We start from the raw sequence: 18860 nt of genomic DNA, 5'->3' as shown, positions 1-18860 counted from the left end.
TGTTGCGTCCGGCCGTCACTTTCGGAACGGTCTGACTTACAAGCCAGGCGTGATGCGTTAGCGTCCCTTTTCTATCCGGAAGAGGGACGCGTCATGTGGCGTTTTGTTTTGTTGATCACTGGCGTGCTGACGTGTCCATGGGCGCTGGCCGATACCGTGCTTGAGAATGCGCTTTGGCGTGTGGAGGTCGACGCGGCAACCTTGGCCGTTCGTGTGACGCCTGCGCTTGGCACTCCCGTGCAGGCATCCACTGGTGCCCCCGCGCGCAAGGTTGACCAGCTCAAGCTGAGCGAAAACCGCATTGACTGGCAATGGGACGACGGCGCTTGGGTGCTCAGCGCAGTCCTCGAGCAACATGATCTGATCCTGTCCATTGCCGCCCGTGAACCCGGCGAGCTGAGCTTTCTCAGACAGCCCGGCAGCGCCATGGGCAAAGGCCTGATCTGGCCGCTGGCCGAGGGGCATTATGTGCCTTCCGGTCATGAGCAATGGCAAACGTTCCTCCTCAAGCAGGGCGAGTTCAACACCACGCAGGATTTGAGTTTGCCGCTGTGGGGCGTCGATCACGGCAATTTCACACTGAACTGGCTGATGACCAACCCCTATAACAATCGGCTGACGTTCAGTGCTGACGGTCGCGGAATCGCTTTGGCAGCGAGCCACGAATTCACCGCATTGGACCCGACTGCAGCGATGACTTTTCGCCTGACGCTGGGCGCCGCCGATCTCTTGAGCGGTGCCAAACGGTATCGGCAATGGCTGCTCGACACAGGACGATATGAAACCCTGAGCGCCAAGCTGGTGATGACCCCGGAAGGCAAAAAATTGCTCGGTGCTGCGCATATCTACCTGTGGGGTGGAGGCTTGCTGGGGCCTGCGGATGTGCGGGACTGGCCAGCGTTGATTACGTTGCTCAACGGTCAATCGCCTACAGCGAAGCAGTTGCGCGGCTATCTGGGAGAAGAGAGTCAAAAGGTGTTGAAGGGCGCGGGGCGTGCGCTCAATCCGTATCAGCAACGCAGCTTGTTGCGCGATCTCAATGCAGCGCTCAATCGCACTGCGCGACAGAGCTGGCAAACGGTCAGCGAGCCCGATATGCACGTGTTGGCCAAGCGTTATGGTGAGCTGCGAGCCGAATTTGCGCAGGTCTTCGCCGCTGCCTTGACGGCGGATCCAGCGCGGTGGGGCGACGCTGTTTCAGTGAACATGATCGAGCGATTGCAGCAGGCCAGGCTGCCGCGACTTTGGCTGGGAGTGGGTGACGCGTGGGAAGCGGGGCTGTGGCATCCCGAAGCCGTTCGGGCGGGTGTGGCCGCGGGCTATCTGGTAGCGCCTTATGATTCATACGAAACGGTCTTGAGCCCGACTGACAACCCGGACTGGACCACAGCCCATCTCGGCAGCAACGCTTATCGCAACTGCGGCATCGTCCTCAAGGGCGGAGAAATGCGCAGCGGATTTCTCAACAGCGGCTACTACACCGACCCCAGATGCATCAGGCCTTTGCTTGAATCACGGATCAAAGCTATCCAGGCCGTGGCCGGCTTCAACAGCTGGTTTCTGGACGTGACAGCGGCGGGCATGCTGTTTGACAGTTACCGGCCCGGCGCGAGCATGACCCAGGCGCAGAACGCCGCCGAGAATATCGCTGCCGGCCGCTGGATCAATGAAACGCTCAACCTGGCCATGGGCTCCGAAGACGGCAATGCAGTTACCGCGCAGGGCATTCTGTTTGCCCACGGCATGCAGACGCCGGTGTTCGGCTGGGGCGATGAGGCCATGAGCAAAAACCCGCGCTCGCCTTATTTTTTGGGCAGCTGGTTTCCCCCCGAACAGCCAGATATTTTTTTCAAATCGGTGCCGGCCAAAGAACCTTATCGCGGTCTTTATTTTGATCCGGTCATGCGTTTACCGCTTTACCAGGCCGTGTTCCATGGCTCGGTCATCACCAGCCATCACTGGACCTTCGATAGTTTGAAACTGAATAATGTCCATGTTGAAAACGAGTTGACTCAACTGCTCTATAACGTCGCGCCGCTTTATCACCTGAGTGCCGCAACGCTGGAGCAGCGGTTGCCTTTGATCCAGCGTCAGGACGCGTTTTTTCGGCCGCTGCATGAACGTCTGGCGACTCAGGCGTTGACTGATTTCAGTTGGCTGACAAAGGATCGCAAGGTGCAGCAAACAACGTTTGCCGATGCCACGCGGTTAGTGGCCAATTTTGATGCGTGCGAGCGAAAAGTGCAGGGTCAGCGGTTGGCTGCGCACAGCATCACGGCGTTCACGCCCGAGGGCGGCGCGGTGAGTTATCAGGTTGCCAGCCCGCACTGAGCCGCAGGCGTTACAGCCTGCGCCAGACACTGGCCAACCACGGCTGCTGCGCGAGTGGCAGCCCCGCTGGCCGGTAATAGTGCTCCAACTCGACGAACCCTGCTTCAGTCATCAATGCCTGCCATGCCTGCAGGTCGTGATACGAGCCGTAGCGCGGACCATTCCAGCCCTCCTGATTGTCGCCGCGTGGATTGGAGCTGAACAACACGCCATCGGGTTTGAGGCTTTCGAGCAATTGCTTCAACACCCGCGGCAGCTCCTGACGCGGGATGTGAAACAGCACCGCATTGGCAAAAATCCCGTCGAAGCGTTCGGCAGGTAAATCCAGCTTCAGAAAGTCTTGCTGCCACACCTCGCAACCGCTGTCATCGCGCGCCATCTGCGCAAACTTCTCCGAGCCATCCAGCCCGACAGCGTGATGCCCCATGCGCGTGAACGTTTGCAAATCACGACCAGGGCCACAGCCAAAGTCGAGAATGTCGAACGGTGCCGCACCGTGGATATGCCGCAACAGCGCATCAATGTTCTGACTGACGTCGTGATCGCGCGTCCCTTGGCGAAACCCCTCGGCCACCGAGTTGTAATGGCCGAGGGTGGTGGCGGTGATCTGCTGGAGGTCGTCGGGGGTCTGTTTCATCGGGGCGGCTGCGCAGGCAATTGGGATTTGCAGAATATACGCTCTCAAGACCGACGCTGCTGCGCAGCCAATCGCGAGCAGGCTCGCTCCCACAGTTGATCTCCAGCGCACACCAGATTTGTGTGCGCGACGGTCCCCTGTAGGAGCGAGCCTGCTCGCGAAGGCGATCTGACAGCCACCGACCTGTTACTTCTTACAGTATCGGTCCTGCTCGAAACGGCTCAGTCTTGCTTGACCCTTGAAGGACCGTCGATACCGTGAACGCCCACTCTCACACCCCGACCTTGACGGCCATGGAGCCGCGTTCGCTGGCGATCCGCAGCGTGGCCTACTGTCGGCGTCCGGATAACGCCGTCATTGAGTCTCGCATTACCCGGCAGATTTTCGACGCTCAGGGGCGGATGGCTGAAACCTGGGACCCGCGATTGTGGGGAACAGCGCCCAAGCCGAATCTGAGCACCGTCCACGGCTTGAGCGGACAACCATTGTTGACGGACAGCGTCGATGCCGGTTGGCAGCTGAGCCTGCTGGATCAGGCCGGCTCGCTGTGTTCATTCCGGGATGCGCGGGGCAGTCAGCGTCACATCGATTATGACGATCAACAACGTCCAATCACGGTCGCCGAGCAAGTCGCCGGCGAACCATCGCGCGTGCTGGAGCGCCTGGCCTACGGTGGCTCCGATCCAGCGTTCACCCTGCACAATCAGTGCGGACGGCTGATCCGTCATGACAATCCGGCCAGCACGCAATTCGTCGTCGACTACGGGCTGACCGGTTCGGTCTTGATTGAAAACTGCCGCTTTCTCACCGACCTCGGAATTCCCGACTGGCCGTTACAGTTAGAAGACCGAGACAGGTTGCTGGAAAAGCAGCCATTCGTGACCTGCTACGCGTTCAATCCCTCTGGCGAACTCCAGCGTCTGACCGATGCCATGGGTAATGAGCGGACCTTTGGCTACGACGTGGCGGGCAAATTGCGTGAGGCAGGGTTGTTACTGGATGGGCCGGGAAACCCTCAACGGCTGATCAGCGACATCCACTACAACGCCCATGATCAGATCGAAAGCGAAACCGCCGGCAATGGCGTGGTAACACGTGCCGACTACAGCGCCGATAACGGTCGGTTGATCAGACTGATCTCGCAATTCGGTGATCAAAAACCACAGCAGGATCTGCACTACCGCTACGACCCTGTCGGTAACATCGTCGAGTTGGAAGACCAGTCCCAACCCGTTTCCCATTTCAACAATCAGCGCATCGACCCGATCAATCGCTACCGCTATGACAGCCTCTATCAACTGATCGAAGCCAGCGGCTGGGAGGTGAGCCAACCCAGCCACGGGCCTGCGCTACCGGACTTGCTGCCAATTCCGCTGGACCCGACTCAGCGGCGCAACTACACCCAACGTTTCGAGTACGACCCGGCAGGAAACCTGATCACCCGCCATCACAGCGGTGCTCCGGGCTTTTCCATGTTCACCTCCGCCCGCAGCAACCGCAGCCTGGCGCAACGGGAGGACGGCTCTCTGCCGGGCGAGGCGCAAATAGATTCCGGTTTCGATGCCTGCGGCAATCAACGGGAGCTGCAACGCGGACAAACCATGATCTGGGACGGCCGCAATCAGTTAAGCCGGGTGACCTTGGTCAAGCGAGCAAACGAGCCCGACGATTACGAGTGCTACACCTACGACCGCCCCGGTCATCGCCTGCGCAAAGTGCATGTCAGCCAGGCCAATAATCAAACCCTGCGTACGGAAGTGCGTTACCTGCCCGGTCTGGAAGTCCATCGGCAGGCCGACGGCGAAGAGAGACATGTCATCAGCGTCGACGCGGGACGCTGTAGCATTCGAGCTCTGCATTGGCCAGATGGCGCGCACACCGATCAACTGCGTTACAGCGTTAGCGATCATCTCGGGTCCAGCACACTGGAACTGGATCACGAAGCAGGCGTGCTGACGCGAGAACATTACTATACCTTCGGCGGCACGGCCTGTTGGGCGGGGAAAAGTGCATTGGCCGCGAAGTACAAAACACATCGTTATTCGGGCAAGGAGCGGGATGCGACGGGGCTTCATTACTATGGATATCGCTATTACGCGCCGTGGCTACAGTTATGGTTAAGCCCCGACCCGGCCGGACTTGTGAACGGTCTCAACCTTTTTACCTTTGTCTCCAATAGTCCTGTTAATCGAAAGGATGTGGATGGGCGCTGGTATGAAGGGGAGAATGATGGGTTTGAGAGCAACATTCCGGTTGGGGCTGTGATAGTCGCTCGTGGGTTAACACAACTCCAAACAGAGCAGAGAGCCATTGTCAAAGCAGAGTTGTTAGAAGCTGAGCGCTTTTTTTCTGGCGCACAGGAAGCCCTTAAGAGCAATTTTGCGGAAAGCGAAACAATTATGCAGCAGTACTTTGGTCCTGCTTATAGGGATGTTGTCGGCAAGGTTTTCGACGCTTGGACGCGAGGGCAGAAAATGGCAAAAGAGTATCAGGGGGCTTGGGGGGACGGTAAGTTTTTAGCTTACAGGGGAAACCCAAAATATCAGGCTCACATCTCCACGGAGGATTTTTATGGTCGGGTGGCTCTTAATACTCATCATATAAAAGCCGGTTCCCTGAGCATGATATTGGGTCATGAAATTTTGCATTTAAACAGAGTGAACAGGTTTTCAAATATTGGGGCTGGTGCGTTAGATCATTTTTATTTGAGTTCCAATACGTCGCGGCTTTCTCCACCGCGAACACAATTTGATATTCCTGAGCAGGGTGTGTCTGAAATCATTATGCAAGGCGGGATGGTTGTCGAATATATGAATGACTTTACGCTGGATCACGAAAGCTTTATTAGCGCTGTCGGAGAACATTTTGGTCGCGTAAATTCGGGTATCGATGTTGATACCGCCGTTTATTTTTTTAACAGGAGTCCAGATCTGAGGGCCAAAATGGCCTCTGAAAATGCTGACAGCTTGGTATTTGCGGCACATAGCATGAACCAGTTGTATCAGGCCAGGCTTGCAGATAGCCAATTGTTTAGCGGTCTCCTGAGCAGTTAAGACTTACCGCGCGCGAGTTGGCTATGTGCTGCATAATCAGATCTTGAAAGGGCAGGCACACTCTGTCTCTAAAGTGTTATTACCGTTCGTGTATGCTCAGGCACTCGGTGGACTAGCGCTTATTCAACCCCCGCGCCAACCGATCCCCACCCAGCTGAATCATCGCCACCAACACCACCAGCAACACAATTACCGTCAACATGATCTGGCTATCAAACCGCTGATAGCCGTAGCGATAAGCAATATCCCCAAGCCCGCCGGCACCAATCGCCCCGGCCATGGCCGAGGAGTTGATCATCGTCACCAGCGTGATGGTGAAACCACCCACAATCCCCGGCAGCGCCTCAGGCAGCAGCACATGCCAAACGATATGCCAACGCCGGCAACCCATCGCCTGCGCCGCTTCTATCAACCCATGATCCACTTCGCGCAAACTGACTTCGGCGATCCGCGCAAAAAACGGCGTGGCGGCGATGGTCAGTGGCACGACCGCTGCCCAGACGCCGTAGGTGGTGCCGACGATCAGCCGGGTGAACGGAATCAATGCCACCATCAAAATCAGAAACGGAATCGAGCGGAACAGGTTCACGAACGCGCCCAATGCGCGGTTCAGCGCGGGTGCTTGGTAGATGCCGCCTTTGCCGCTGGTGACCAGGATCACCGCCAGTGGAATGCCCGCCAGCAGCGCGATCAACGACGACACGCCGACCATCAAAAAGGTATCGGTGAACCCCTGCAACAAGCGATCAAACCACATAACCGAGCACCTCTACCTGTTGCGCCCATTGACTCGCACGCTGCCGCAAGGCTTCAGTTGCGAGCGATGAACCCGTCACCGCCAACAACAACTGCCCGAGCGCATGCCCCTGAATCCTTTCCATGCCACCGTGCAGCAAACGCACACGCCCGCCGAGCGCCGCGAACAGCGCGGCCAGATCCGGCTCGTCGGTCGCACTGCCGGTGAAGCGCAGCCGCAGCACGACTCCCGCATCGGGCGACGGCGGTTGCGCCTGAAGGCGGCTCTGCAGATCCTCCGGCAAGGCGTGTTGCAGCGGCGCCAGCAAGGTTTTACTGACCTCGTGCTGCGGGTTGCCGAACACTTGCCACACCGGCCCTTGCTCAACGATGCGCCCTTGTTCCAGCACCACCACGCGGTCACAGATATCGCGGATCACCGCCATTTCGTGGGTGATCAAAACGATGGTCAGACCAAGGCGCTGATTGATCTCGCGCAGCAGTCCGAGGATCGATTGCGTGGTCTCAGGATCGAGTGCGGAGGTGGCTTCGTCACACAGCAGAATCTGCGGGTCGTGCACCAGCGCCCGGGCAATGCCGACGCGCTGTTTCTGGCCACCGGACAGCTGCGCCGGGTAGGCCTCATGTTTTGATTCCAGACCGACCAGTTCCAATAACTCGCGTACTTTCCTTTCACGTTTTTCTTTCGCTACTCCGGCTACTTTCAAGGGCAGCTCAACGTTCTGCCACACGGTCTTGGCCGACATCAGATTGAAGTGCTGGAAGATCATGCCGATGCGCCGACGCAGCTTCACCAGACTGTTTTCATCGAATTCACCGATGTCTATTTGATCGATCAGCACGCGTCCCGTGCTCGGTTGCTCGAGACGGTTGATGGTGCGAATCAGCGAAGATTTGCCCGCGCCACTGCGGCCGATGATGCCGAACACTTCCCCGCGCTGTATCGCCAGGTCAATGCCCTGTAACGCCGCCACGGGGCCTTGTTGACCGTTGTAGGTTTTGCCCAGACCAATGAAGCGCACGTGGGCTCGGTTCAGCTCCGGGTGCAGTTCTGTCTGTCGCGCGTGTTGAGGCTCTGGAGTCTCCAGTCGCCGTTGGATAGCAGCCGTCATGCTCAGCTTTCCCAACCAGCTTGATACAGCTTGCCGTGCGCTTTATCGAGGGCGGCGCGAACGGACGGGGAGTGCTGATAGATGTCGACGAATTTGATCAGTCGCGGGTCTGTCTTGCTCTTCGGCTGGATCACGAACTGAATCACGTATTCCTTGTGATCGAGGCCGTCGAACAGCAGCGCCGAGCCGGCATCGAAGGTCTTCGACAGGCGAATGTAGGCCGGGTAGCCCTGAACCAGATCGGCGTCGTCATAGGCGCGCACCAGTTGCACGGCTTCGACTTGAAGGATTTTGATGTTCTTCGGGTTGGCGATGATGTCTTCTTCGGTGGCCTTGTAACCGACACCCGGTTTGAGCGTGATCAGGCCCGCCTTGGCCAGCAGTTGCAAGCCACGACCGCTGTTGATCGGGTCGTTGGCAATAGCGACGCTCGCGCGTTCGGGTAACTCGTCGAAGTTTTTGTACTGTTTCGAGTAAAGGCCGACGTTGTTGATGATGCCTGGCGCGAACGGCACCAGGTCAAACCCGGCGGCGCTTTTGGCGTTCTCAAGAAATGGAATGTGCTGAAAGTAATTCACGTCGATGTCGCCGGATGCGAGGCTGACGTTGGGCGCGATCCAGTCGCTGAACTCCACGAGTTCAACCTTTAGGCCTTGTTTGTCGGCTTCTTCGACGGCCGCTTCCAGCGGGATGGCGAAGGCTGCGGTGGTGCCAATCTTGAGCGGCGCGTCGGCGGCGAAGGTGACGGAACTGAAGAGGCCGAAGGCCAAGGCCAGTGCTTTGACTGGGTGAGGTAGACGGGGCTTTTTCATGGTGTATTTTCCAGTCAGTGCGTAAGAGTTTGGGTGTTTGCGCGGGCCTCATCGCTGGCACGCCAGCTCCTACAGGGATCGCGTTGCCCCTGTAGGAGCCGGCTTGCTGGCGATGTTTCAGCGGCGGAACGCAGCGCCCGTATGTCGCTCAGGCAAATACGCCTCACCGTGAAACAGTTTTCCCCGCAGGCTGCCGGTGTCGTAAGCGGTCTTGTACGAACCACGGCGCTGCAACTCCGGAATTACCAGCTCAATAAAATCTACGTAGCTTTCCGGCGTGACGATCCGCGTCAGGTTGAAGCCATCCAGCCCGGTCTCGGCGATCCACGATTCCAGCTCATCGGCCACCTGCCCGGGCGAGCCGACCACGGTGATGTAGCGGCCACCGAGGGCGTGTTGTTCGAGTAATTTGCGGCGGGTCCAGTCGTTGTTCTGCAGATGTCTGGTAGCCGACTGGATCGCATTGCTTTTCACGTACTGGATCGGCTCGTCGATGGCGTATTGGGAAAAATCGATCCCGGTGGATGCCGAAAAATGTGCCACGCCCGCCTCGGCACTGGCGTAGCTGAGGTATTCGGCGTGCTTCTGCCATGCGAGCTCTTGCGTGGCGCCGACAATCACGTTCAAACCCATGAACACCTTGATGTCCTCAGGATTTCGCCCGGCCGCAACGGCGCTGGCGCGCACCTTGTCCACCTGCAATTTGGTCGATGGTTTGTTCTGGCCACTGATGAACACGCACTCGGCATGCCGCCCGGCGAACTGCAAACCGCGATCGGAACTGCCGGCCTGAAACAGCACCGGGGTGCGTTGCGGCGAAGGTTCACAAAGGTGATAACCCTCGACCTGATAGAACTCGCCCTGGTGCTCGACCTTGTGCACCTTGTCTGGCTGCGCGTAGATCCGCTGCTTTGGATCGTTGAGCACCGCGCCGTTTTCCCAGCTGCCTTCCCAGAGTTTGTAGAGCACCTCGAGGTACTCATCGGCCTGGTCGTAACGCCGGTCGTGTTCGACCTGCTCACTCAGGCCCATGGCTTTGGCGGCGCTGTCGAGGTAACCGGTAACGATGTTCCAGCCGACCCGGCCACTGCTCAGATGATCGAGCGTCGACATGCGCCGGGCGAACAGGTACGGCGGTTCGTAGGTCAGGTTGGCGGTCAGACCGAAGCCGAGGTTTTTGGTGACAGCGGCCATGGCCGACACCAGCAAGAGCGGATCATTGACCGGCAGCTGGATCGACTCTTTCAACGGCACATCAACCGAGTTCTGGTAAACGTCGTACACCCCGACGATGTCGGCGATGAACAAACCGTCGAACAGACCACGCTCCAGCAGTTGGGCCAGTTCGGTCCAGTATTCAAGGGTGTTGTATCGGGTCGACGTGTCGCGGGGATGCGTCCACAAACCGTGATTGATATGGCCGATGCAATTCATGTTGAACGCGTTGAGCAGGATCTTCTTTTTCGCACGGGCCATCAGATAGTCCCCCGCAGCGGCGGGTTTTCATCGTTGAGGTAATAGTTACCGACGGCGTGATATTTCCAGCGCACCGGGTCGTGCAGGGTGTGCACCCGGGCGTTGCGCCAATGCCGGTCCAGGCCATGCTCGGCCAGTGTTGCCTGACTGCCCGCCAGCTCGAACAACGTGCTGCCGGCTGCGAGAGAAATCTCGGTACTGATCGCGCGCGCTTCGGCGACCGCAATGGACGCCGCCGCGACTGTCTCGGCATTGGTGTGCGACTGAGCTTTGTCGAGGAGTTCGCCGGCGCGTTCCAGCAGTGCTTCAGCCGCATGAAGGCGAATGCTCAGGTGGCCGAAACTCTTCAGGGTCAGTGGATCGTCGGTGGCTTTTTCATGGGTGGCGTCGATCCACGGCCGGGTTTTGCTGCGCACGAAGTGCAAGGCATCTTCGTACGCGGCGCGGGCGATGCCGGTGTCGATGGCCGCGTGAAGAATCTGCGCCAAGGGCCCGACAGGCGTCGGCCGTTCGAAAGCGCTCTGGAACGGGATGACGTCTTCGGCAGCGACGTACACGTCTTCAAACACCACCGAGCCGCTGCCGGTGGTGCGCTGGCCGAAACCACTCCAGTCATCGATGACGGTCAACCCTTTGCTGTCACGGGGCACGAAGGCCAGTTGCTGCACGCCGTGTTCATCCACCACTGAAGTTGGGATACGTTGCGCATAGATCGCGCCCGTGGCGTAAAACTTACGGCCGCTAATGCGATATCCATCGCCGTCGCGGGTCAGTCGGGTGAGGCGGTCATGGGCGTTTTTGGTGCCGAGTTCGGCCAGCGCATTGCCGAAGCGCTGGCCGGCCAATACTTCGGCGTAGAGACGTTTTTGCTGCTCGACGCTGCCGTTAACGCGCAGCACTTCCAACGCATAAAAATGATTCTGCGGGATCTGCCCGAGCGACCCATCCGCTTGGGCGATCAGCGCGATCACCTTGGCCAGCGTGACGTTGGAAACGCTGGCACCGCCGTACGCTTTTGGCACGCTGATACCCCACAGGCCCGAACGGGAAAACACTTCCAGTTCCGAATGTGGCAAACGCCGCTCGCGGTCACGCAGAGCGCTGTCGCGTTTGAAGTCATCGGCCAGATCGCTGGCAACAATCAAGGCTTGCTCGTCGCTGGTAATGACCGCGACGTGGTGAGAATGCGTCATGTATTTCTCCAGAGCTCTGGTAAAAATTGTCGGGTCATCAGATCCATGAGTGGCGGCGGGGCAACGTGCCGTTCAGGTGGTAGTTGCCGACGGCGTGATATTTCCACCGCACCGGATCGTGCAGGGTGTGCACGCGTGCGTTGCGCCAGTGACGATCGAGGTTGAATTCGGCGAGGGTGGCGCGACTGCCGGCCAGTTCGAAAAGCTTCTCGCTGGCCAGCAATGAGATCTCGGTGGTCAGCACTTTGGCTTCCGCCACGGCAATCGAAGCGCGTGCGGCGGACTCGGCAGTGATCGGTGCAGCATTGACCTGATCAAGCACGCCCCCGGCCTTGCGCAACAGTGCTTCGGCGGCGTGCAATTCGATTTTCAGCTTGCCTATGTCGGCGATTACATACAGGTCGTCACTGGCGCGCTCGACCTTGGCGTCGATCCACGGCCGTGCGCGGGTTTTCACGAACTCGATAGCGTCATCGATGGCGCCCTGGGCGATGCCGGCGTCAATTGCTGCCTGGATCAGCTGCGACACGGCGCCCTGAATATTGGGCGTGTCGTTGATCTTCCAGTTGTCCACGACCAGCTCGGCCTCGACACGCACGTTGTGCAGCAAAAGGGTGCCGCTGGCGGTGGTCCGCTGGCCGAAACCGGACCAGTCATCAACGATGCGCAGCCCCGGCGTCCCGCGACGGACGAAGGCGAGCACCTGTCTACCCTCGTCATTCAGCGCCTTGACCGCGACCCAATGAGCGAACAGTGCGCCAGTCGAATAAAATTTCTGCCCGCTGAGGATAAATCCATCGGCGTCTGCAGTGATTCTTGCTGTCAGTTCCAGAGTGTTTTTGGTGCCCCGTTCCGGGCCTGCGTTGCCGATGCGCCAGCCTTCCAGCACGCTGTTGAACAGCTGTTTTTTTTGCGCGTCAGTGGCGCAACTCAAGACCAGATTGAGAATGCCGAACTGATTCTGCGGGATCTGCCCCAGCGCCGGATCGGCTGCCGAAATGATCGCGAACACGTCGGCGATGGTGACGAAGGAAACCTGCGGGCCACCGTACTTACGCGGTATGGCAATACTGCCCAGACCGCTGCGGGTGAACTGTTCGATTTCTGACCACGGTAACTTGCGCTGACGGTCGCGTTTGGCCGCTTGCACGCGGGCGACTTGCGCCAGCTCATGGGCGGCCTTTATGGCCTGGGCATCGTTGCGCAGGATTTGCGCGGGCAACAACAACGGAGCGACATCCAGATCACTCTGAATGATTGCATCTGCCAGACTGGACATCAGCGCCGCTCCTTGGCTGCACGCAATGCCCTGGTGATCTGCACTGGGGTGATTGTGTTCCGGACCATACCTACCTCACATCTCATGGGCGCCGCGTGTGGCGGCGACGTATAAACAAGAATGTCCGGTGGTCCGGTTTATATACCCTAAACGCGTATAAAAAATTAATACACTAACTTTTAGGAATATAGATAGAAGATGGCGATCCACCTCCGTCGGAGCAAAGCTAGCTCGCGAAGAACGATTACACGGAATGGCTGGACTGACGCCATCGCGAGCAAGCTTTGCTCCTACGGTTGTTGAGATTCAGCGTTTGCGTGGCTCTGCGGCCATCAACAGTTCTTTCGAACGGACTTGCAGATACGGATTCACGCAACCAATCTTCAACGTCCGTGCCGGCGCCCAGCGAGAGTTGTTGCCCACCCGGTCGAGGATGCAATAGGTCACGTCGAGCCGCGGATCTTCGCCGGCCTCGATGATGATCGCGGGGGGTACCCAGACCTGGATCGGCTGGCCGACATCACTGGCGGTGAGCTTGGGCAAGTCCATGCGCACGTCGCCCCAGCGCAAGGTGACCTCGTCGTCGACGGCCATGTTCAGATAGGGCGCGATGGTCAAGGGAACGCCGCGCTTGATCTGGCTGGGATTGACGCCTTTGCGGCGGATGGCCTCGGGGATGTGCACCGGCTCCAGACGCTGGTTTTCATCCGTGTACAACGCCAGGGTCTGACCACCCGGGCAGTCGAGCTTGACCTGCACCTGCGTGGTTGGCGACTGCGCCGGCCCCTGACCAACCTGCATCAGCCGGTAGTGAATCCGTGAAGCGCCGTTCGCGATAAAGCTTTCCGGTATGCGCAGAGCGACGGCGTTGCCGACGTCATCCGCCTCCAGCACTTTCGAAGCTACGTAGCAGTCATCCCAGAACAATTCGATCAGGTCGCCTGCGTCCATGCCAGCGTAAGGCGGCACATCGATCAGCAGAAATGCCGCCGAGGTGATGTTGATACCGCTTTTGTGCGATTGCGCCACGATCGGTGCCGCAAGTTCAGTTGTGTTCGAATTGTTTTTCATGGGTCTTTCCTTGAAGTCTAGCGGCGAAGTCCGTTTCTGAGATCAATTAGAAAACTGCAACATAACGAACGGTTTTGTAGTGCTGTGAATAACGGCTGTGTGCAGCGAAGGATGTCTGAAGTTTGACTAGATAAGAGATCGGCTTAATAGTTGTCAATAGTTGAAATTAGTTATGCGCGATATCTTGCGTTATTCAGAAAGTTCCTACGCTTCACGGTTAATCTGCGCCATCGTTCAGTCGAACATGCCCGCAAAACCGGGCCTTTGCGCGCTTGATTCGCGATGATCCCTTCACACCGGGAGTGATGGATTTGTCTGATTTTAGGCGAGCGAAAATGTCGCAGGACATATATATGTACCGCTCGAAGCTACAAAATCAGGTTATTGTGTTTGAGTTAAATGTATTGGAGAGATGGGGTGTAGAGGATAAAAAGAAAGAAGCTTCCATCCATGGAAGTTGACGTCCGGGAATTAACTCAGTGATGGGCGTTGTTAAGAAACTTGCTGAGGAATTGCTGCGTCCGTTGTTCTTTTGGATTGGCAAACAGTTCCTTCGCCTCACCCTGTTCAACGATCACGCCCTTGTCGAAAAACACCACGCGATTGGCGACGTCACGGGCAAAACCCATTTCGTGGGTGACGATGACCATGGTGCGTCGTTCCTCAGCCAGGCTGCGAATAGTCGCCAGTACCTCGCCCACCAGCTCCGGATCAAGCGCTGAGGTCGGCTCATCGAACAGGATGACTTCCGGTTCCATCGCCAGCGCACGGGCAATCGCCACGCGCTGCTGCTGACCGCCTGACAGTCGACGCGGGTAGGCGTCTTCCTTGCCCGCCAGGCCAACCCGGGCCAAGAGCTTTTTGCCAAGGGCGATCGCTTCGGCCTGGGCCATTTTTTTCACCACGATCGGTCCTTCGATCACGTTTTCCAGCGCGGTGCGGTGAGGAAACAGGTTGAAGTTCTGGAAGACGAAACCCACGTGCTGGCGCAAGCGTCGCACCAGGGTTTGTTGCTGGTTCAGTGGGCGGCTGCCATCGATCTCGATGTCGCCGACCTTGATCCGGCCGCTGGTGGGTTCTTCAAGAAAATTCAGGCAGCGCAGGAACGTGGTCTTCCCCGAACCGCTGGGCCCGATGATGGCGACGACCTCGCCTTCCTTCACTTGCAGATCGATGCCGTTGAGCACGACTTGACCCTTGAACTGCTTTGTCAGTTTTTCCACGACAATCATTGGGTCAGGACTCCTGATCGTGCCGATTGACCCGCTCTTCCAGCTTGTTCTGCAGGTGCGAAAGCACCGTGGCCAGAATCCAGTAGATCAGCGCGGCGGCAAGGTACATGGTGAAAATTTCGAAGGTCCGAGCGGTGATTAGTTGCGCCTGGCGGAACAGTTCCGGAACCTGGATGGTGGCGGCCAGCGCCGTGTCCTTGACCAGCGAAATGAAGCTGTTGCCCAACGGCGGCAGGGCCGTGCGCATCGCTTGCGGCAGGATCGCCCGGCGCAAGGTTTGTGCTCGGGTCATGCCGATGCTCGCTGCTGCTTCCCACTGGCCGCGCTCGATGGAGCTGATCGCGGCACGCAGGATTTCGCAGGCATAAGCCGCCATGTTCAGCGAGAAGCCAATCAGGGCCGCGGGCAATGGATCAAGTTCGACGCCCAGTTGCGGCAAGCCGTAATAGATCACGAACAGTTGCACCAGCAACGGCGTGCCGCGGAAAAACGACACGTAGATGCGCGCAATCCAGCTCACCAGTTTGAAGCGCGACAGGCGCATCAATGCCAGGCCGAAGCCCATCAACAGCCCGAAGAACATACCGCCCAGGCTGAGGACCACCGTGTAATACGCACCCTTCAAAAGGAAGGGCGCGGAATCCAGTATGAGTTGGAAAGCCTCTTCCATTATTGAGTGACGTCAGCGCTGAAGTATTTTTCCGAAAGCTTCTTCAACGTCCCGTCGGCACGCAGCTTGTCGATCGCCTTGTTCACTTCTGCGAGCAGCTCAGGCTCGCCTTTGCGCAGGGTGACACCGGCTTCCTGACGAGAGAACGCTTCGCCGGCAGCAGTGGTGTCCTTCGCCTTTCTGGCGTATTCCAGCGCGGCGAGACGATCGATCAGGATGGCGTCGATACGGCCAACACGCAGGTCCTGGAACTTGGTCGGATCATCTTCATAGGTGCGGATGTCAGCGGTCGGCACGTTGGCTTTGAGCCACTGCTCGTAGTTGGTGCCGAGGCCGACGCCGACTTTTTTGCCACCCAGGTCTGCGGCGGTCTTGATGCTGTCTTTATTCTTGGTCAGAACCAGCGTCTGAATTCCGGAAACTGTGTAAGGCTCGGAGAAGTCATACTTCTTCTTGCGCTCTTCGGAGATGGTCACCTGGTTGATCACCGCGTCCAGGCGTTTGGATTCCAGCGCCGGAAGGATGCCGTCCCATTTGGTCGGTTGAAGTTTGACCTTCACGCCCAACTCTTTGGCCAGCGCCTCGGAGAACTCGACCTCGAAGCCGGACAGTTTGCCGTCGGCATCGACGAAACTGAACGGTGGGTAGGTGCCTTCCAGGCCGACGTTGATCACGCCCGCGTCCTTGATTTTCTGCAGTTGCTCACCGGCAACCGCTTGCCCAAGCAGGCCTGCGCTGAGTGCCAGACCCAGCGAACCCACCAGCAGATTTCGACGTAGTGCGGAAAAATTCATGACAAGCCCCTGTGTTTTCTTATGAAGACGCTTTTAGGAAAGTTGGCAAAACGGGATTCGGACGACTGCGATATCCTGCCCTAAAAGCAGCGTATGCGTCTCGCTGCAAATCGCCTACAGGAAGTCTTTATACGCAAACAACGCCGGCGCCCCACCGGTATGCAGGAAGATGATCGGGCCTTCATCGAAACGCCCACGTCCAATCCCGTCGAGCAAACCGGCCATGGCCTTACCGGTGTAGACCGGGTCGAGCAGCAAGCCTTCCTGAGACGCCATCAATTTCACCGCCGCCAGCGTACCGGCATTCGGCTCGCCATAACGCGGGCCGAAATATTCGTCCCATAATTCGATCTTGAAACTCCCTGGCAGACTCAGGCCCAGCAACTCGGCTGTGCGCTCGGCCAAGCCCTGCACCTTTGGCCGCTGATCCTCGTCGCTGCGCGATACCGTCACGCCAATGACCGGCAGATCCGGCAGCACTTCGCTCAGGGCCAGCGCCAATCCACTGTGGGTGCCGGCGCTGCCCGAGGCCAGCACCACGGCAGCGAAGGTCAGGCCGGTGTCCTTGATCTGCTCGGCCAGCTCCAGCCCTGCGCGCACATAACCCAGCGCGCCGAGCGCGTTAGAGCCACCGATGGGAACGAGATAGGGCTTCTTGCCGCTGTTGCGCAAGCGTGCCGCCAGCGCCTCCAGTTGCTCGTCGGCGTTATCAAGGTTTTCAACCAGTTCGACTTTCGCATCAAACATGTCCAGCAGGAGCCGATTACCGTTGCCGAGATAGTTGGCATCGTCGGTGCCTAACGGATTTTCCAGCAACGCGACGCAGGCGAGACCCAGGCGTGCCGCCAGAGCGGCAGTCTGGCGCACGTGATTGGATTGCAGCGCGCCGGCGGTAATCAGTGTATCCGCGCCCTGGGCCAGTGCATCGGCGCCGAGGTATTCAAGCTTGCGCAGCTTGTTGCCGCCCAGCGCCAGTGGCGTCAGATCATCGCGTTTGACGTACACATCGCGGCCCAGCCATGTAGACAGACGTTCGAGTTTTTCCAGCGGAGTCGGATGGGCGAGCAGATTGAGACGGTCAAATCGGGCGAGCTGTTGTTTGATCATGGTTCCGTACTGGCGGAGGAGGATGGCAGGACTATAAGCACGGCTTTCTACCCGGGCAACCGCCGATGCGTATATAGCGCAAAGTGCTGAGCACAGCACAATCAGTTCTTAATTCGAGTTGATGGCCTTGCCGTAAAGTAATCGCCGTCAGCGCGGCCCGGCAGTCCGGTCGCCCCAGAGGAGTTTCAACCGTGAGCGAGCGTTCCAGTCATTGGCAATTGCAGACCATCGTCAGCCAGCTGCGCACAGCGCGCGACCAATGGCGTGCGCAAAATGGCCGTGTCAGCGGCGAACAGGGTGGCCGTGAGTTGCCGTCCCGTGCGGCGATGGCGGAGATTCTCGAAGCGTTGTGTGGCGCATTGTTCCCGATGCGCCTGGGGCCGGTGGACCTGCGCGAGGAAAGCGAAGACTTCTACGTTGGCCATACGCTGGACGTTGCGCTGAATGCCTTGCTCGCTCAGGCGCGTCTCGAACTGCGTTACGCCGCCCGCCACAGTCTCGCGGCCGACACCGAAGTCGAAGCGCGCACCATCCAGATCATTCAGGATTTCGCGCTTGCCTTGCCCGGCCTGCGCAGCTTGCTGGATACCGACGTGCTGGCGGCCTATCACGGCGATCCGGCGGCCCGCAGCGTGGATGAAGTATTGCTGTGCTATCCGGGAATTCTGGCGGTGATTCACCATCGCCTCGCCCATCATTTGTACCGTGCCGGGCTGCCATTGCTGGCGCGGATCAGTGCGGAGATCGCGCATTCGGCGACCGGCATCGACATTCATCCCGGTGCGCAGATCGGCCGCAGTTTCTTTATTGATCACGGGACAGGCGTGGTGATCGGCGAAACTGCGATTATTGGCGAGCGCGTGCGCATTTATCAGGCCGTGACACTCGGCGCCAAACGCTTCCCGGCGGACGAAGACGGGCAGTTGCAGAAAGGCCATGCGCGCCATCCGATTGTCGAGGATGACGTGGTGATTTATGCCGGTGCGACGATTCTGGGGCGAATCACGATTGGCCAAGGCTCGACCATCGGCGGCAACGTCTGGCTGACCCGCAACGTGCCGGCCGGGTGCAATCTGACCCAGGCCAATTTGCAGCATGATGACGGGACGCAGAAGTAAGGCCCGGAATATTTAGTGTTCTCGCTGACGCCATCGTCGGAGTGCCGCCCAGAGCAGCCACGCTCCCACACTGGTTCTGTGTCGAGCCGGAGATTTTTGAACGCTACAAATCCTGTGGGAGCGTGGCTTGCCCGCGATGGTTTCAAGCAGGATTGAAATACTGGCATTCAGCTGAATTCCCTCTGAACGAATCCCGCAAATCGCCCCTCATACCCTTCC

Annotated in this window: 15 protein-coding genes; 3 read left to right on the top strand and 12 right to left on the bottom strand. The window is 58.5% G+C overall.

Annotated features, from left to right (window positions below):
* Nucleotides 1-93: 93 nt before the first annotated feature.
* Entirely contained in the window at nucleotides 94-2331 is a 2238-nt protein-coding gene (locus DU29_RS0106695; RefSeq protein ID WP_028621040.1) for a glycoside hydrolase, read from the top strand.
* A gap of 10 nt (nucleotides 2332-2341) precedes the next feature.
* Here DU29_RS0106695 and DU29_RS0106690 read toward each other — a convergent pair whose 3' ends face one another.
* Nucleotides 2342-2968 (bottom strand): class I SAM-dependent methyltransferase, encoded by a 627-nt coding sequence (locus tag DU29_RS0106690; RefSeq protein ID WP_028621039.1) that lies wholly within the window; start codon nucleotides 2966-2968, stop codon nucleotides 2342-2344.
* 257 nt (nucleotides 2969-3225) lie between these two features.
* Here DU29_RS0106690 and DU29_RS0106685 point away from each other — a divergent pair, with 257 nt between their 5' ends.
* Entirely contained in the window at nucleotides 3226-6021 is a 2796-nt protein-coding gene (locus DU29_RS0106685; protein WP_028621038.1) for an RHS repeat domain-containing protein, read from the top strand.
* 112 nt (nucleotides 6022-6133) lie between these two features.
* On the opposite strand, the gene DU29_RS0106680 is transcribed toward DU29_RS0106685, so the two are convergent.
* The 11 genes from DU29_RS0106680 to DU29_RS0106630 form a co-directional block, all read right to left on the bottom strand.
* Complete coding sequence (locus DU29_RS0106680; protein WP_028621037.1) at nucleotides 6134-6778, bottom strand: methionine ABC transporter permease; 645 nt, start codon at nucleotides 6776-6778, stop codon at nucleotides 6134-6136.
* Entirely contained in the window at nucleotides 6768-7889 is a 1122-nt protein-coding gene (locus tag DU29_RS0106675; protein ID WP_028621036.1) for a methionine ABC transporter ATP-binding protein, read from the bottom strand. The genes DU29_RS0106680 and DU29_RS0106675 overlap by 11 nt, the downstream gene beginning before the upstream one ends.
* A gap of 2 nt (nucleotides 7890-7891) precedes the next feature.
* Nucleotides 7892-8701, bottom strand: a complete 810-nt coding sequence (locus DU29_RS0106670; protein ID WP_028621035.1) for a MetQ/NlpA family ABC transporter substrate-binding protein — start codon at nucleotides 8699-8701, stop codon at nucleotides 7892-7894.
* A gap of 117 nt (nucleotides 8702-8818) precedes the next feature.
* On the bottom strand, nucleotides 8819-10177 hold the full coding sequence (locus DU29_RS0106665; RefSeq protein ID WP_028621034.1) for an LLM class flavin-dependent oxidoreductase: 1359 nt from the start codon (nucleotides 10175-10177) through the stop codon (nucleotides 8819-8821).
* Nucleotides 10177-11370: an SfnB family sulfur acquisition oxidoreductase gene (locus DU29_RS0106660; protein WP_028621033.1), complete on the bottom strand. Its 1194-nt coding sequence runs from the start codon at nucleotides 11368-11370 to the stop codon at nucleotides 10177-10179. Before DU29_RS0106660 ends, DU29_RS0106665 begins: the two co-directional genes overlap by 1 nt.
* Before the next feature lie 37 nt (nucleotides 11371-11407).
* A complete protein-coding gene (locus tag DU29_RS0106655; RefSeq protein ID WP_028621032.1) occupies nucleotides 11408-12649 on the bottom strand; it encodes an SfnB family sulfur acquisition oxidoreductase in 1242 nt (413 codons plus the stop codon).
* A 306-nt stretch (nucleotides 12650-12955) separates the two neighbouring features.
* Nucleotides 12956-13720 carry a hypothetical protein gene (locus DU29_RS0106650; protein ID WP_028621031.1) on the bottom strand — a complete coding sequence of 255 codons (765 nt, stop codon included), beginning with the start codon at nucleotides 13718-13720 and terminating at the stop codon, nucleotides 12956-12958.
* Between the two features lie 476 nt (nucleotides 13721-14196).
* Nucleotides 14197-14952 (bottom strand): L-cystine ABC transporter ATP-binding protein TcyN, encoded by a 756-nt coding sequence (tcyN, locus tag DU29_RS0106645; RefSeq protein WP_028621030.1) that lies wholly within the window; start codon nucleotides 14950-14952, stop codon nucleotides 14197-14199.
* A gap of 4 nt (nucleotides 14953-14956) precedes the next feature.
* Nucleotides 14957-15622 carry a cystine ABC transporter permease gene (gene tcyL, locus DU29_RS0106640; RefSeq protein ID WP_028621029.1) on the bottom strand — a complete coding sequence of 222 codons (666 nt, stop codon included), beginning with the start codon at nucleotides 15620-15622 and terminating at the stop codon, nucleotides 14957-14959.
* Nucleotides 15622-16416 (bottom strand): cystine ABC transporter substrate-binding protein, encoded by a 795-nt coding sequence (gene tcyJ / locus DU29_RS0106635; RefSeq protein ID WP_028621028.1) that lies wholly within the window; start codon nucleotides 16414-16416, stop codon nucleotides 15622-15624. The genes tcyL and tcyJ overlap by 1 nt, the downstream gene beginning before the upstream one ends.
* Before the next feature lie 114 nt (nucleotides 16417-16530).
* Nucleotides 16531-17523: a D-cysteine desulfhydrase gene (locus tag DU29_RS0106630; protein ID WP_028621027.1), complete on the bottom strand. Its 993-nt coding sequence runs from the start codon at nucleotides 17521-17523 to the stop codon at nucleotides 16531-16533.
* Nucleotides 17524-17714: 191 nt separating this feature from the next.
* On the opposite strand from DU29_RS0106630, the gene epsC reads away from it, so the two are divergent.
* On the top strand, nucleotides 17715-18641 hold the full coding sequence (gene epsC, locus DU29_RS0106625; RefSeq protein WP_028621026.1) for a serine O-acetyltransferase EpsC: 927 nt from the start codon (nucleotides 17715-17717) through the stop codon (nucleotides 18639-18641).
* The last annotated feature ends 219 nt before the right edge of the window (nucleotides 18642-18860 follow it).

It is taken from the genome of Pseudomonas sp. Ant30-3 (assembly GCF_000690905.1).
Taxonomy (GTDB): Bacteria; Pseudomonadota; Gammaproteobacteria; order Pseudomonadales; family Pseudomonadaceae; genus Aquipseudomonas.
The sequence above is the reverse complement of the archived record's forward strand: the minus strand, read 5'-3'. Positions and strand labels throughout refer to the sequence as shown.

What these genes read in the sequence shown, in the direction of transcription:
- DU29_RS0106695 (WP_028621040.1), top strand. Translation starts at nt 94, where the DNA reads ATGTGGCGTTTTGTTTTGTTGATCACTGGCGTGCTGACGTGTCCATGG.
- DU29_RS0106690 (WP_028621039.1), bottom strand. Translation starts at nt 2,968, where the DNA reads ATGAAACAGACCCCCGACGACCTCCAGCAGATCACCGCCACCACCCTC.
- DU29_RS0106680 (WP_028621037.1), bottom strand. Translation starts at nt 6,778, where the DNA reads ATGTGGTTTGATCGCTTGTTGCAGGGGTTCACCGATACCTTTTTGATG.
- DU29_RS0106675 (WP_028621036.1), bottom strand. Translation starts at nt 7,889, where the DNA reads ATGACGGCTGCTATCCAACGGCGACTGGAGACTCCAGAGCCTCAACAC.
- DU29_RS0106670 (WP_028621035.1), bottom strand. Translation starts at nt 8,701, where the DNA reads ATGAAAAAGCCCCGTCTACCTCACCCAGTCAAAGCACTGGCCTTGGCC.
- DU29_RS0106665 (WP_028621034.1), bottom strand. Translation starts at nt 10,177, where the DNA reads ATGGCCCGTGCGAAAAAGAAGATCCTGCTCAACGCGTTCAACATGAAT.
- DU29_RS0106660 (WP_028621033.1), bottom strand. Translation starts at nt 11,370, where the DNA reads ATGACGCATTCTCACCACGTCGCGGTCATTACCAGCGACGAGCAAGCC.
- DU29_RS0106655 (WP_028621032.1), bottom strand. Translation starts at nt 12,649, where the DNA reads ATGTCCAGTCTGGCAGATGCAATCATTCAGAGTGATCTGGATGTCGCT.
- DU29_RS0106650 (WP_028621031.1), bottom strand. Translation starts at nt 13,720, where the DNA reads ATGAAAAACAATTCGAACACAACTGAACTTGCGGCACCGATCGTGGCG.
- tcyN (WP_028621030.1), bottom strand. Translation starts at nt 14,952, where the DNA reads ATGATTGTCGTGGAAAAACTGACAAAGCAGTTCAAGGGTCAAGTCGTG.
- tcyL (WP_028621029.1), bottom strand. Translation starts at nt 15,622, where the DNA reads ATGGAAGAGGCTTTCCAACTCATACTGGATTCCGCGCCCTTCCTTTTG.
- tcyJ (WP_028621028.1), bottom strand. Translation starts at nt 16,416, where the DNA reads ATGAATTTTTCCGCACTACGTCGAAATCTGCTGGTGGGTTCGCTGGGT.
- DU29_RS0106630 (WP_028621027.1), bottom strand. Translation starts at nt 17,523, where the DNA reads ATGATCAAACAACAGCTCGCCCGATTTGACCGTCTCAATCTGCTCGCC.